Below are 13892 nucleotides of genomic sequence, written 5' to 3'. Positions count from 1 at the left end.
CGACGTTAAGGTGCGGGATGGGGATCGCTCGGCTCGTCTGTCGGCTGGTACCCGCAGATATCATGTTGACGGTCCCTCCACCCTGGCTCCTACATACCTCGTAGGAGCCGGGAGGAACATACAAGCCCATGCTCGGCTTGCTGCGCGCAGCGCGGGTTCATGGTGGACTGAACGGAGAGCAGCCGAGCATGGGCTCGGCTCTACAGGTGCGGCAGCGAGCGTGGCCCTGCTCCGCCGCCACTGCCCGTGTAGAGCCGAGCCCATGCTCGGCTTGCTGCGCGCCGCGCGGGGTTCATGGTGGACCGACCGGAGAGCAGCCGAGCATGGCTCGGCTCTACAGGTGCGGCAGCGAGCGTGGGCCTACTCCGCCGCCACTGCCCGTGTAGAGCCGAGCCCATGCTCGGCCTGCTGCGCGCAGCGCAGGGTTCATGGTGGACCGACCGGAGAGCAGCCGAGCATGGGCTCGGCTCTACAGGTGCGGCAGCGAGCGTGGCCCTGCTCCGCCGCCACTGCCCGTGTAGAGCCGAGCCCATGCTCGGCTTGCTGCGCGCAGCGCAGGGTTCATGGTGGACTGAACGGAGAGCAGCCGAGCATGGCTCGGCTCTACGGGTGCGGCAGCGAGCGTGGCCCTACTCCGCTGCCAGCGCCTGGATCGGGTCCAGCTGTGCGGCACTACGCGCCGGAAAGTAGCCGAAGCCGAGCCCGATCGCAGACGAACACGCCAACGCGGCGAGCACCGGCCCGGGCGTGAACAGGAACGGCACGCCCAACGACAGCAGGCGGGACAGCGCCCCCACAGCGAAAGCCAACAGCACGCCCAGCACGCCGCCGAACAGGCAGATCAGCACGGCCTCGATCAGGAACTGGCGCAGGATATCGCTCTGCCGGGCGCCCACCGCCAGGCGCACGCCAATCTCGCGCACGCGCTCCTTCACCGATACCAGCATGATGTTCATCACGCCCACGCCGCCGACCACCAGCGCCACTGCGGCGATCGCCGAGACCAGTGCCGCCATGGTCTGGCTGGATTTCATCACCGCCTTGCGGATCTGGTCCGCGTTGTAGATGAAGAAATCGCGACGGCCGTGCAGCCGCTGCAGTTCCTCTCCCAGCGAGGCTTCGGCAGCGGTGGTCGGTACGTCGTCGCGCACGCGCACAGTGATGCTTTCCAGCCGCTGGCTGCCCAGCAGCCGCGAGGCAGCCGACGTGTACGGAACGTAGACGGTTGGCGTGGCCCCACCGGCGAATGCATTGGGCCCGACCACGCCGATCACCTCGACCGGCATGCCGCCCAGCAGCACCGTGCTGCCGATCGGGTTGCCGATGAACAGCGCCTTGGCAGCCTTCTGGTCGACCACGCCCACGGCACGATGCGCATCCACCTCGGCATCAGTGAAGAACCGGCCGGCCTTCAGCCGCAGCCCGCGCACGCGCGGCAGATCGGCGCCAGCGCCCAGCACCTGCGTGTTGGCTCGCCGGCCGCCCTGCAGTGCTGCCACCGAACCGCTCAGGTTGGGGCTCACACTGTCGACGTAGCTCAATGTGGCCAGGTGATCGGCATCGCCCACCACCAGCGTTTCGATCTCCGCCGAACGAGGGTCACCGAAATCAGCACCCGGGAATATCTCCAGCGTACTGGCGCCCAGCTCGTTGATCTGTGACTCGACCTGCGCCTGCGCTCCCCGGCCCAGCGCCACAACGGTCACCACGGCGGCCACGCCAATGATGATGCCCAGCATGGTCAACAAGGTGCGCAGCCGATGGGCCAGCATCGAGCGCACCGCCATGCGGGTTGCCTCGCGCAACGCGTCGATCCGGGCACGACGCTCGGCGCCCAGCGGCGATGCGCGCGGTGGTAGCGCAGGGCGCTGTGGAACCGACGGGCCTCCCTCAGCGCGGTCAGCCACCACGCGTCCGTCGGCAATCTCGATCACACGCGAAGCATGGGCAGCGATCGCCGCATCATGGGTCACCAGGATCACGGTATGGCCCTGCGCGTGCAGGCGCTTCAGCTCGGCCATCACCTGCCTGCCACTGGCGTGGTCCAGCGCACCGGTCGGCTCATCGGCCAGCACGATCGCGCCGCCGTTCATCAGCGAGCGTGCGATGGAGACGCGCTGCTGCTGGCCGCCGGACAGCTGGCTGGGCCGGTTCGCGGTCCGCTCGCCCAGGCCGAGGGTTTCCAGCAGCAGGCGTGCCCGCGTGGTGCGCGCATCGGCCTCTACTCCGGCGTAGACCGCGGGCAAGGCCACGTTCTCGGTGGCACTGAGGTTCTCCATCAGGTTGTAGCGCTGGAAGATGAAGCCGAAGTGCTCGCGGCGCAGCCGTGCAAGCTGGTCAGGCGACATCTGCTCGGTCGCTGCTCCATCCACCCGGTAGCTGCCTTCAGTCGGCCGGTCCAGGCAGCCCAGTATGTTCATCAGCGTGGACTTGCCCGAGCCCGAGGGGCCGATGATGGCGATGAACTCACCGGCATCGATGCGCAGCGAAACCTCCTTCAGCACCACCACCTCACCGGCTGGCGAGCGGTAGGCGCGCGAAACACCACGCAGTTCCAGCAATATACCGGCCATGCTCACATCCCCAGCAGACTGGTGGGTTCGGCGTCGCTGCCGCTGGGCGCCTGGCCGACCACCACGTTCTCGCCCGCCTTGAGGCCGGACAGGATCTGCACGGCGGTGGCGGTGCGCAGCCCGGTCGTCACCGTTCGCTCGCGGGCACGGCCTTTGCCATCAATCACCTGCACGGTCGCGACGTTGCCGTCCTTGCCGCCGGACCCGCTCAACGCAGCCAGTGGCACCTGCAGTGCATTGGCGGCGCGCGCCAGCTGGATCGTCACCTTCACGGTCATCGAGGGTTTCAACATCAAGCCCGGGTTGGCGACGTCGAACAGCCCGGCGTAGTACACCGCCTTCGGCGCCTGCGCCGAACCCCCGCTGTTGCCGCTGGCCGCATCGGCAATCGACGACGGCGCAGGTTCGAGCTGCTGCAGCCGGGCGTCGTAGCGGCGTCCGCTCGGCCCCAGCGTCGAGAACCACAAGGGCTGGCCGGGTGCGATCAATTCCACATCGGCCTCGGCGATCTCGGCACGTACCGTCATCGTATCCAGCTGCGCCAGCATCACGATGGTCGGCGTGGTCTGCATCGAGTTCAGCGTCTGCCCCGCCTTGGTGACGATGGCCACGATGTAGCCCTCGGAGGGCGACACGATGCGGGTGTAGCCCAGATTGATGCGGGCGGTTTCCACCTGGGTCACCGCCTGGTCGATCTGCGCCTGCAGCGCGGCTGCATCCGCGCGCGCCGCATCGCGCGCCACGCGCGCCGCTTCAAAGCCTTCCTGCGAGACCAGGCGCGAGGCGACCAGCTGTGACTGGCGTTGGTACATCCTGCTGGCCTGGGTGTAACGCACCTGGCTGGCCGCATGCTGTGCGCGCAATGCGTTGGCGGCCGCTTCGGCACTGCGCAGGGCAATGCGCTGCGGTTGTGAATCCACCTCGGCAATCAGGTCGCCTGCCAGCACGTGCTGGCCCAGCACCACATGCAGGCGCTGGACCTGCCCGGAGACCTGCGCGCCCACGGCCACCAGTTCCTTCGGATTGACCCGGCCGACCGCCTGCACGGTCTTCTCCAGATCGGCAACCCTTGCTGGTGCGGTGATCAGCGCGGCATCATCGCCATCGGCGAATGCCCACCAGCCGGCGGTGCCAGCAGCAAGCGCCACGGCGGTGGCAATGACCCAGGTCCTGCGGTTGTCCATCGAAACATCCGGGGGTGCGTGCAGTCGCCCGGTGCGACCGCCAGGGCCGCAGTCTGGAAGCCCCATGTGGATGTTTCCTGGAGCCACTGTGGAGATTGGATGGAGGCGCGACAGCCGTTCAGGCACCCTGTCCGCGGCTGAATCCACGCCGCGGCTCCACGCAATCTCGACACAATCTCGACCGAGTCTCCATCAACGGGCGCTAGCCTCGTCGGCCTTGCCGACTGCCTGCCCGCCGTGCCCCGTCCCTTTCCCGAGCTGCCCCCGATTGATGTGCGCCGCACCTACCTGGCCTGCTGTGCGCCCTCGCCGTGGTGGCTGGCGCTGGTAGTGGCATCGACCACCGCCTGGCTGCTGGCCAGCCAGGATCCGATGCCCCCGGTGCTGACCGGCTTCGGCGCCGCGGCGCTGCTGTGGTTCCGCAGCGACGGCCCCGGCCGCGCCACCGGCGCGGGAACAGCCGCCTCTCTGCTGCTGATCGGGTTGGCGATGGTATCGGCAACGGCCCACAGCTCCCGCGCCACGCTGCAACTGCTGCTGGCAACGACAGCGCTGCTGGTGCTCGCCCTGCTGGCGCTACGGTTGCACGCCATCGCCGCCATGGCGGCGCGCCTGCAGGCACGGGTGGATGCCGCCCCGATGGCGCGTCGTTGGACCCATCTTCCGCCCGCGCTCTCCACGCTGATGGTGCAGCAGCTGCGCGGTGCCGGCCCGCTGCAGCCGTCGCTGCATCGCACGCTGGTGCTGGCCACACTGGCCTGGGCAGCCAACGAGGAAGCACAGGCGATGGAACGCCGGCAATGACGACACCGCTGATGCCGCACTTGCCCGCCCCCCCTTCCAACCTCTGCCACCCGATGAAACATGATCTCCGCAGCCGCCCGGCACCCCTGGTCCTGATTGCCGAGGACGAAAGTGAAATCGCCGATATCCTCGGTGCCTACCTGGCGCGCTCCGGGCTGCGCAGCGCCCGCGCCGCCGACGGTGAGGCGGCGCTCGCCAGCCACCGCCAGCTTCGCCCCGATCTGGTCCTGCTCGACGTGCAGATGCCAAAGATGGACGGCTGGCAGGTACTGAGCGAGCTGCGGCGGCGCGGCAACACGCCGGTGATCATGCTCACCGCGCTCGACCAGGACGTGGACAAGCTGACCGGCCTGCGCGTCGGCGCCGACGACTATGTAGCCAAACCCTTCAATCCGGCCGAGATCGTTGCGCGCATCCAGGCCGTCCTGCGCCGCAGTACCCGCGCCGTCGTCGAAGAACCCAATGGATTGATCCGCCAGGGGCCGTTCGAGATCGACCTGCGCAGCCACGAGGTGACGGTGCGCAGCGGGGAGCAGGTGCATGCACTGAACTTCACGCTTACCGAATTCCGGCTGCTGGTGCACATGGCGCGCGCGCCGCGCCAGGTACATGCGCGGGTGGACCTGCTGCACGCCTGCCTGCCCGAAGGCGACGCGCAGGAACGTACCGTAGACAGCCATGTCAGCAAACTACGGCGCAAGCTTGAAGAGGTGGGCGTCATCGGCATTCCCGCCACCATCCGCGGCGTCGGCTACCGTTTCCTGGACTGAATGATGAACCCCAAAGGCAAGAGCATCGGCCGCCAGATCACGCTCTCCATCACCGTTGCATCCCTGTGTTCGACGGTGCTGTCGATCAGCGGCTTCTACCTGTTCTACTACCTGATGGAGGTGTTCTATCCGCGCTGGTACGACGAGCCGGAAACCATCATGCCCTCGGGGCTGGAATGGCTGTGGATCGGCCTGACCGCCACCGTGGTGGTGGCACTGGCCACGCTGATCGCCTCGCGCCTGACCCGGCGCATCATCACCCCCCTGAACTCGGTGGCCGCAAGCCTGCGCCGCGTGGCCAGCGGTGACCTGGAGGCGCGGGCGCGCGGCGGCGATACCTCGATGACCGAGGCCGCCACCCTGGTCAGCGATTTCAATTCCATGGCCGAGCGGCTGAGCCGCATGTCGGAAAACCGCGTGTTCTGGAATGCGGCGATCGCGCACGAACTGCGCACGCCGATGACCATCCTGCGCGGCCGCCTGCAGGGCATCGCCGAGGGCGTGTTCGAGCCGGGGCCCGAGCAGTTCAACAGCATGCTCACCCAGCTGGAGGGCCTGACCCGCATCATCGAGGACCTGCGTGTGGTCAGCCTGGCCGAGAGCGGTCACCTGGATCTGCGCCTGCAGCGCAGCGACGTCAGCGTGCAGGTGGCGGCGGTGGTCGAGGCGATGTCCGAGGCGCTGACCGAGAGTGGTTTCTCGGTGACATTGGACGCGCGGCCTTCGCTGGCCGACTGTGATCCGGCCCGCATCCGCCAAGCGGTGCTGGCGCTGCTTGAGAATGCACGGCGCCATGCCATCCCCTGCCCACTGCAGGTCCGTGTCACGCTGGCCGGAGGCCATTGCACCGTTACCGTTGAGGACGGTGGTCCCGGCGTTCCGGACGACCTGCGCGACAGCATCTTCGAGGCCTTCCAGCGGACCGATGTGTCGCGCTCGCGGCAGAGCGGCGGCTCCGGCCTCGGCCTGGCCGTGGTGCGTGCGATTGCCGTGGCCCACCACGGCATGGCGCAGTGCCGCCCGACAGAGCGCGGCGGCAGCGCGTTCGAGATCCGCTGGCCGGTGCACGCGCGTCGCTGAACGGCACCGGTTTCTCCACGCAATTTCCATCATCCCTCCATGCCCGCTCCAAAGGGCTGCAGATACTGGGTGCGACCAGGGAGATGGCAGGCATCCGTCCCCTGCCCTGTCTCCGACCTACCCGGGCATCCCATGAAGCACCCCCACGATCCAGCGGCCGCCGCTGGCAGCATCGGCCAGCAGAATGCGGCCGCCACCCTGAAGGCCATCCTGCGCACCTACCCCTGGCAGCTCACCGGCACGTTCTCGCTGGTGGCGCTGGAGAACACACTGCTGCTGGCCTATCCCCTGTTTGCCGGCTTCGCGGTGGACGCGATCATCAGCGGCAACATCGGCCATGCTGTCTCCTATGCGGGCGTGGTGCTGCTGTTCTGGCTGGTCGGTGCCGGCCGTCGTGCGGTCGATACCCGCACCTTCACCCGCATCTATGCCGATCTGGCAGTGAACGTGGTGCAGGCACAGCGCCGCCTGGGCCAGGCGACGTCCACGTCGGCCGCACGCGTGGTGCTGGCGCGCGAGTTCGTCGACTTCTTTGAAAAGCACGTGCCGATCATCGCCACCGCGCTGGCATCAATGTTCGGTGCGGTGGCCATGCTGCTGGCGATCGAGCCGATGGTCGGTGCCGCTGGCCTGGTCACCCTGCTCGGCGCCCTGCTGGTACTGCCGTCGTTCGCGCGCCGCAACGAGCAGCTGCATGGCCGCCTGAACAACCGCCTGGAACACGAGATCCGCCTGGTCGACCGGGTCAGCCCCTCGGTGCTGCGCCGCCACTACACCACGCTGTCGCGCCTGCGCATCCTGCTGTCCGACCGCGAGGCGGGCGCGTATGTGGTGATCGGCCTGGCTGCCGCGGCATTGTTCGCGCTGACCATCGGCCGCCTCGCCACCAGCGAGGGGGTCACACCAGGCCACGTCTACGCGGTGATGACCTACCTGTGGACCTTTGTCGGCAGCCTGGACGATGCACCGTCGATGGTTGACCAGCTTGCGCGGCTGAAGGACATCGGCCGCCGCGTCAGCCCCGGCATGGAGGATGTGGACAGCCGAAACCCCGCCTGACCGGTAGCTGCCCACCTGGGTGGGCACCGGCACATTGCGGCGCCAACCAAGGTTGGCGGCTACCGCGCCTGAGCGGCTTTGCTCTGGTAGATGCCCACCTTGGTGGGCACCGACACTTTGCGGCGCCAACCAAGGTTGGCGACTACCGTGTCTGAGCGGCTTTGCTCTGGCGGCGCCAACCAAGGTTGGCGACTACCGTGTCTGAGCGGCTTTGCTCTGGCGGCGCCAACCAAGGTTGGCGACTACCGCGTCACAGGAATGCTGCCATGCGCTGCAGCTCGTCTTCCAGCGCGCCACGAAACACCTTGTCACGGGCCAGCGACTTGCCGGCATAGCCCACGTTCGAGGCCAACTCACCGCCAGCCACGTTGAGATTGGCCCAGCCCACCACCTGGTCGTGCCACAGCACCGGCAGAGCGTAGTACCCATACTGGCGCTTCGGTGCAGGCGTGTAGGCCTCGAACTTGTACACCCAGCCCCACAGCAGTTCGAAGCGGCGGCGGTCCCACACCACCGGATCGAACGGCGCCAGCAGGCGCACCTGCTCGTCCGCGGAATACCGGCGCGAACGCGGATTCTCGTCCGCCAGCCAGTACCAGGTGGTGCCGTCCAGCGTGCAACTGGCCAGCTGCTGCCTAGCCAGATTCAGTGCCTGCCGGGTCTGCTCGGCCAGATGCGGTGCGCCGTAGCCCAGCAGGCGCACCAGATAGGTCAGGCTGGCCGCTGGCAGCGGTGCATACTTGCGCACCACCAGATCGATCAGGGCGGAGGCACGTTCAATCTGCGCCTGCTCACTGGCATCGGCCTCGCGATGGTCAGCCACGGCGTAGATGCGGGTGCCGCTGTCGCGCCGCTGCACGCGCAGCAGGCCACGGTAATGCATGCCATCGAGCAGGTGCGTACTGGCATTGCTGGTGCCGCCCCAGTAGTTGGTCACCCGCCCATGCGCGAACGCCTGGTCAACCTCACGCGGGTGCACGCTGCCGCGCTCGCGTACGAAGGCCAGCACGTCGGCTGCGCGGCGATGGGTCTCGGCATCCCACTCGCGCCGGGACACCCGCGGATGCATCAACGCCAGATGCTCGCGTGGCAGGAAGCCGTAGTTCACCAGGCAGTCCTCTTCCACCGGCAAGCGGGCGTACCGGCGCTCCAGATCGCCTGCACGGTAGTCCTTCACCCGGTGCCGCAAGGTCAGGTCCTGCGCGCGTGCCGGTGCCCGGATCGGGTCGGCCTGCACGAAGCCCAGCCGGCGTATCGCGGCCAGCAGCGTGGTTGGCTTGAACAGGGTGCGCGCCACCGCGTAGCGGCGAAGATCATCGAGAGTGGGCGTGGCAGGCATGGCCGCATTGTATTCCCGGCACTGCCGGATCCGTCCAGTAGAGCCAGGCTGACGCCATGTTGATCCACGGGTAGCATCCACGCATGGCGTGGATCTACCGAAGCCTTGAAACTTCCAGCGAACCGATCACCAGCGCACGCATGCCCTGCTTGAACTCAGTGATCACCTGGCCCTCTTCGTCATCTGCAATCGCGTAGATCGTGTCGGCACCGGCGATGCAGTAGAACGCGATCGTGGCCAGCAACCAGCGCGCCTTGTCCACCGGCAGGCCGAACACCTCGGCCACATGCGCCTGGTGCGAGGCAATCTTCTCCAGCATCGGCGCGGTGGCCACCGTGCGCCGCAGCAGGTACGGTGGCAGCCCGGGGTGCGCCTTCACCACCTCGCACAGCGACTCCACGAACACCATCAGGTAGGCCTGCAGGCCACCCGGCGCATCGGCCGACGCGCGTGGAATCTGCCAGCGCTGGAACACCGCCTCCGCCACCAGGCGCTTCAGCGCCTCCAGGTTGGCCACCCGCTTGTACAGCGCGGCCTGGGTCACCGCCAGCTCGGCCGCCACGTTGGCCATGGTCAGGTTGGGCAGGCCCAGGCGGATGCCGATGTCGGCCAGGCGCTCCGGGGTGATGGTGGGCGGGCGGCCACGGGTCGGCGCCGTCGGATCAGGGTGCGTGTTCATACGCTGCTGAGGGTGCCAGCAAAGGGACCCTCTTGTCCGCTTTGATTGATTTAGTTTAACTTACTCAACTAATTCGCGCTGCGCCGGGTCCCCTCACCCGCGCGTGGCCCGTGATCGAGCCCATGGCTCACTTTCCGCCAGGTTTCCACCCAGCCAACAACCCTGCGTTGCGCCCTGTTCCCGTGCTTGCCGATGGCCGCGCGCCGGGTGCGCTCGCGCCTGCGATTCACAGGACTCTGGCATGAACGTGTACCCCTCCTCTTCTCCGCAGCATCGTACTGCCGCTGCGTCCTGCAGCCCGATGCATCCGCCGGGCATGCCCCGGCGCTACCGGGTGTCGGCCCTGGCACTTGGGCTGCTGGCATCGTCCGCCGCATTGGCCGAGTCGGCGCCATCCACCCTGCCCTCGGTGCAGGTGCAGGAGCAACGCCGCGTCACCGCGGACTATGCCGGCGGCCAGGTAGCCGCCGGCAGCCGCGTCGGCCTGCTCGGTGACAGGGACTTCATGGACACGCCGTTCAGTACGGTCAGCTACACCGAGTCGTTCATCCGTGACCGCCAGGCCAAGGACCTCACCGACGTCATCGCCGCCACCGATCCCACGGTGTTCAGCAACGGCGTCACCGGCGCGTGGAGCGAGAACTATGCGATCCGCGGCTTTGCCTCCAGCACCAGCGACACCACCTTCAACGGCCTCAGCGGCATGGCGCCCTACTACCGCACTTCACCGGAGATGCTTGAACGCATCGAGGTGCTGAAGGGCCCTTCCGCGCTGCTCAACGGCATGCCACCGGGCGGCTCGGTCGGCGGTGCGGTGAACCTGGTGCCGAAGCGTGCCGGCGAGCAGCCGCTGCTGCGGGTCAGCGCCAACTTCGCCTCCGATGCGCAGTTCGGTACCCATGTGGATGTGGGTCGTCGGCTGGGCAGCGACAAGCAGTTCGGCATCCGCTTCAACGGCGCCTGGCGTGACGGCGATGGTGCGGTCGGCAGGCAGAGCAGGAAGGTGCAGCTGGGTGCGCTGGCACTGGACTGGCGCGGCGAACGTGCGCGCCTCTCGGCCGATCTGTACAGCGCCGACGATCGTGTGGACGGCCCGGCGCGTGGCGTCGGCCTGGCGCCGGGCGTGGCCATTCCGCGCCCGCCGCGTGGCGACACCCTGATCAACCCGGACTGGGCCTACGTGGACAGCCAGGACAAGGGTGCGATGCTGCGCGGCGAGCTGGATATCAATGACTCCCTGATGGCCTACCTGGCCTATGGCACCAGCAGGACCGACTACCGCTACAACGGCTCGATCAGCGCGCAGGTCCTCAACCCGGCTGGCGACTTCACCACAGTGATCGGCCAGCTGGCCTTCGACATCAGCAAGCAGTCCGGTGATGCCGGCCTGCGCGGCAGCTTCCACACCGGCGCCGTCGGCCACCAATGGGCCGCCAATGTGACCCACTACCAGCACACACAGAACGACTACGGCCGCCGCAGCGTACCGGGCTGGGACTGGACCACCAACCTGTACAACCCGGTGTGGGGGCCGGCCGCGCCGTTCGTGGCGCCGCACATCTCGCATACCGAACTGCGCCTGGACAGCCTCGGCTTCGCCGACACCCTTTCGTTTGCCGATGAACGCGTGCAGCTGACAGTGGGCGTGCGCCGCCAGCAGGTGGTCAGCGAGACCTTCAACGTGGCCACGGGCGCGCGCACCTCGCGCTACGACGAGAGCGCCACCACCCCGGCCGCGGCGTTGCTGCTGAAGGCTACCGACAAGGTCTCGATCTACGGCAACTACATCGAAGGCCTCAGCCAGGGCGCCACCGCGCCGATGACCGCCGCCAATGCCGGCGATGTGTTCGCGCCGTTCCGCACACGGCAGAAGGAACTGGGCCTGAAGCTGGACCTCGGCAGCTTCGCGCATACCTTCAGCCTGTACGAGATCGATCGGCCGAGCAGCTACACCGATCCGGTCACGAATGTCTTCTCATTTGGCGGCGAGCAGCGGAACCGGGGCGTGGAATGGGGATTCTTCGGCTCACCGCTGGACGGGCTGCGCCTGCTGGGTGGCGTCGCCTACGTGCAGCCAAAGCTGACCCGTACCGCCGGCGGCGTGAATGAAGGCCGCATTGCCACCGCCGTTGCGCAGCGACAGGCCAAGCTGGGCGTGGAGTGGGATGTACCGACCCTGCAGGGCCTGACCTTGACCGGCAACGCCACAGCGATGTCGAAGCAGTACATCAGCGCGGACAACCAGCTGTCGGTACCTGGCCGTACCCTGTTCGATGTGGGGGCACGCTACAGCACGATGTTGGCCGGGCGTCCGCTGGCGTTGCGGGCCAGCGTGAACAACGTGACCAACAAGGCGTACTGGGGCATGCCGTTGCTTTCCAGCCTGGCGCTGGGTGCACCGAGGACGGTGCTGTTGTCGGCAACGATGGATTTCTGAGCCACGCAGCGCCATCGCCAACGGCATCCAAGTGCGACTTGGATCTACTGTAGAGCCGAGCCCACGCTCGGCTGCTCGTCGCGCGGAGGCCAGATGCAGTCGAGCATGGTTCGACTCTACAGGGAGCCTGGACATGCCTGGCCGGTTCCAGGGTGGTCCACCGAAGCATCCACGCATGGCGTGGATCTACCGGCACAAGGTACGACCATGCATGCATTGATCACGAAAGCACGCGCGCCACCACTGCCAACACCAGCAGATGCCCCACGTAGTACCCATAGAACACCCAGCGCCAGCGCGGAAGCTGCCACGTCACCCGCGCCGCCAGCAGTACTACCGGAATGGTCAATAGTGCCCAGCCGTTGTGGTTGGCCCAGCATACGGCGGCAAGACCCACCAGCAGCAGCCACCACGCGCGATGGCGGAACGCGATCCAGGCCAGCAGTACGCTGCCGACACCGGCCCACTGGTAATCGACGAACATCGGCAGCACGCCCGCAGCCAGCAACAGCTGCACGGGCCGATCGTTCGCCAGCGCATGCACGGCCACCGCAGCCACGGCAAAGCTCAGCAGGATATTGAGCGGCAGCCAGGAGCCGAAGGCCAGTGCATGCAATGGCTGCGCAATCAGCCCCCACAGCGCGAGCCGGCGTATCGACTTGCCCAGGTCGGCCCCAGGCTGGGCCAGGTTGCAGGCCATCACCAGCGCGAACAGCGGGAAGGCAATGCGCCCCAGTTCGCTGAGCACCGGAACGTAGCCACCGAAGATCACCTTGGCCACATGGTCGCCGGTCATGGTGAGCAGTGCGATCCATTTCAGCAGCTCGCGCGCGCCGCTGCCGAGGCAGAGATTGAACGTGGACGTCCCGGTCGTGGTCGCTTGCATCGCGGAAGCTTATGCGCATCGGCCAGCCCATTTCCAGCGCCATGCAGGCGCACGCCGCTGCAGGCCGCAGGCGCCGGCGCTATGCTGGCCGCCCCAGCTTGTGAGGCACCTGCCATGCGCACCCTGTATCCCGCCATCGAGCCCTATCGCGAATTCACCCTGCCGGTGAGCGATCTGCACACGCTGCACATCGAAGAATGCGGCACACCGGAGGGCATTGCGGTGGTGTACCTGCACGGCGGCCCGGGTGCCGGCATCTCACCGACCCATCGCCGCTTCTTCGATCCGGCGCGCTACCGCATCGTGCTGATCGACCAGCGCGGCAGCGGCCGCTCCACGCCGTTCGGCGAACTGCGCGAGAACACCACGCAGGACCTCGTCGCCGACATCGAGAAGGTGCGCGAACACCTCGGCATCGAGCACTGGCTGGTCTATGGCGGCTCGTGGGGCTCAACGCTGTCGCTGGCCTATGCCCAGGCGCATCCCGAACGCGCCAGCGGCCTGATCGTGCGTGGCGTGTTCCTCGGCCGCGACATCGAGAACCGCTGGTTTGCGGAGGCCGAGGGCGGTGCGCGCTGGATCTTCCCGGAGCGCTGGGACCGCTATGAGGCCTACATCCCGGAAGCCGAGCGCGGCGACATGATCGCGGCCTACTGGACGCGCATGGATGGCCCGGATCAGGCGACCCGCATCGAAGCCGCGCAGGCCTGGCTGGGCTGGGAAGACAATGCGGCCACCCTGCAGCATGACGTGGAGGCACAACCCACCGACGATCCGCAGGACGTGCTGGCCAAGGCCCGCATCGAGGCGCACTACTTCCGCAATGGCATCTTCCTGGAGCCGGACCAGCTGCTGCGCGGCATCGATCGCATCCGCCACCTGCCCGGCGTGATCGTGCAGGGGCGCTACGACATCATCTGCCCGCCGCGCAGCGCCTGGGATCTGGCCAAGGCCTGGCCGGAAGCCCGGCTGGAGATGGTGACCTCCGGCCACAGCGCGAACGAGCCGGCTACGGTCGATGCGCTGGTGCGGGCCACGGACGCGTTTGCCGACCAGTTCGGCAGCGGCACCTGACCGCAGC

At 67.6% G+C, this 13892-nt stretch carries 11 protein-coding genes; 6 read left to right on the top strand and 5 right to left on the bottom strand.

The window, feature by feature from the left end:
* Positions 1-629: 629 nt before the first annotated feature.
* Together B9Y64_RS12290 and B9Y64_RS12285 are read right to left on the bottom strand one after the other, a co-directional pair.
* Positions 630-2573, bottom strand: coding sequence for a MacB family efflux pump subunit (locus B9Y64_RS12290; protein WP_100440950.1), 1944 nt, complete (start codon positions 2571-2573; stop codon positions 630-632).
* Positions 2574-2575: 2 nt separating this feature from the next.
* Positions 2576-3757, bottom strand: coding sequence for an efflux RND transporter periplasmic adaptor subunit (locus tag B9Y64_RS12285; RefSeq protein ID WP_100440949.1), 1182 nt, complete (start codon positions 3755-3757; stop codon positions 2576-2578).
* Positions 3758-3994: 237 nt separating this feature from the next.
* Between B9Y64_RS12285 and B9Y64_RS12280 the strand changes: the two genes are divergently transcribed.
* From B9Y64_RS12280 to B9Y64_RS12265, 4 genes are all read left to right on the top strand, one after another.
* Positions 3995-4561 (top strand): hypothetical protein, encoded by a 567-nt coding sequence (locus tag B9Y64_RS12280; RefSeq protein WP_202909062.1) that lies wholly within the window; start codon positions 3995-3997, stop codon positions 4559-4561.
* 53 nt (positions 4562-4614) lie between these two features.
* Positions 4615-5331, top strand: a complete 717-nt coding sequence (locus B9Y64_RS12275) for a response regulator (RefSeq protein ID WP_100440960.1) — start codon at positions 4615-4617, stop codon at positions 5329-5331.
* Positions 5332-5334: 3 nt separating this feature from the next.
* Positions 5335-6411, top strand: a complete 1077-nt coding sequence (locus B9Y64_RS12270) for an ATP-binding protein (protein WP_100440959.1) — start codon at positions 5335-5337, stop codon at positions 6409-6411.
* 132 nt (positions 6412-6543) lie between these two features.
* Complete coding sequence (locus B9Y64_RS12265; RefSeq protein WP_100440948.1) at positions 6544-7470, top strand: ABC transporter six-transmembrane domain-containing protein; 927 nt, start codon at positions 6544-6546, stop codon at positions 7468-7470.
* A 250-nt stretch (positions 7471-7720) separates the two neighbouring features.
* Here the strand turns inward: B9Y64_RS12265 and B9Y64_RS12260 are convergent, their stop codons facing one another.
* Together B9Y64_RS12260 and B9Y64_RS12255 are read right to left on the bottom strand one after the other, a co-directional pair.
* Positions 7721-8809 (bottom strand): DNA glycosylase AlkZ-like family protein, encoded by a 1089-nt coding sequence (locus B9Y64_RS12260; RefSeq protein WP_100440947.1) that lies wholly within the window; start codon positions 8807-8809, stop codon positions 7721-7723.
* Positions 8810-8903: 94 nt separating this feature from the next.
* Complete coding sequence (locus B9Y64_RS12255; RefSeq protein WP_100440946.1) at positions 8904-9488, bottom strand: TetR/AcrR family transcriptional regulator; 585 nt, start codon at positions 9486-9488, stop codon at positions 8904-8906.
* A 241-nt stretch (positions 9489-9729) separates the two neighbouring features.
* Between B9Y64_RS12255 and B9Y64_RS12250 the strand changes: the two genes are divergently transcribed.
* On the top strand, positions 9730-11925 hold the full coding sequence (locus B9Y64_RS12250) for a TonB-dependent receptor (protein WP_100440945.1): 2196 nt from the start codon (positions 9730-9732) through the stop codon (positions 11923-11925).
* A gap of 220 nt (positions 11926-12145) precedes the next feature.
* Here B9Y64_RS12250 and B9Y64_RS12245 read toward each other — a convergent pair whose 3' ends face one another.
* The gene (locus B9Y64_RS12245) at positions 12146-12811 is read right to left on the bottom strand and encodes a TraX family protein (RefSeq protein ID WP_100440944.1); all 666 of its coding nucleotides are present in this window, start codon (positions 12809-12811) and stop codon (positions 12146-12148) included.
* Positions 12812-12925: 114 nt separating this feature from the next.
* Between B9Y64_RS12245 and pip the strand changes: the two genes are divergently transcribed.
* On the top strand, positions 12926-13885 hold the full coding sequence (pip, locus tag B9Y64_RS12240) for a prolyl aminopeptidase (protein ID WP_100440943.1): 960 nt from the start codon (positions 12926-12928) through the stop codon (positions 13883-13885).
* Positions 13886-13892 lie beyond the last annotated feature (7 nt).

The organism is Stenotrophomonas maltophilia (assembly GCF_002799245.1).
Taxonomy (GTDB): domain Bacteria; phylum Pseudomonadota; class Gammaproteobacteria; order Xanthomonadales; family Xanthomonadaceae; genus Stenotrophomonas; species Stenotrophomonas maltophilia_S.
This window is presented reverse-complemented; position numbering and strand designations above follow the sequence as displayed.

Coding starts and splice junctions, on each gene's coding strand:
- B9Y64_RS12290 (WP_100440950.1), bottom strand. CDS start 2,573: ATGGCCGGTATATTGCTGGAACTGCGTGGTGTTTCGCGCGCCTACCGC.
- B9Y64_RS12250 (WP_100440945.1), top strand. CDS start 9,730: ATGAACGTGTACCCCTCCTCTTCTCCGCAGCATCGTACTGCCGCTGCG.
- B9Y64_RS12275 (WP_100440960.1), top strand. CDS start 4,615: ATGAAACATGATCTCCGCAGCCGCCCGGCACCCCTGGTCCTGATTGCC.
- B9Y64_RS12255 (WP_100440946.1), bottom strand. CDS start 9,488: ATGAACACGCACCCTGATCCGACGGCGCCGACCCGTGGCCGCCCGCCC.
- B9Y64_RS12265 (WP_100440948.1), top strand. CDS start 6,544: ATGAAGCACCCCCACGATCCAGCGGCCGCCGCTGGCAGCATCGGCCAG.
- pip (WP_100440943.1), top strand. CDS start 12,926: ATGCGCACCCTGTATCCCGCCATCGAGCCCTATCGCGAATTCACCCTG.
- B9Y64_RS12285 (WP_100440949.1), bottom strand. CDS start 3,757: ATGGACAACCGCAGGACCTGGGTCATTGCCACCGCCGTGGCGCTTGCT.
- B9Y64_RS12245 (WP_100440944.1), bottom strand. CDS start 12,811: ATGCAAGCGACCACGACCGGGACGTCCACGTTCAATCTCTGCCTCGGC.
- B9Y64_RS12270 (WP_100440959.1), top strand. CDS start 5,335: ATGAACCCCAAAGGCAAGAGCATCGGCCGCCAGATCACGCTCTCCATC.
- B9Y64_RS12260 (WP_100440947.1), bottom strand. CDS start 8,809: ATGCCTGCCACGCCCACTCTCGATGATCTTCGCCGCTACGCGGTGGCG.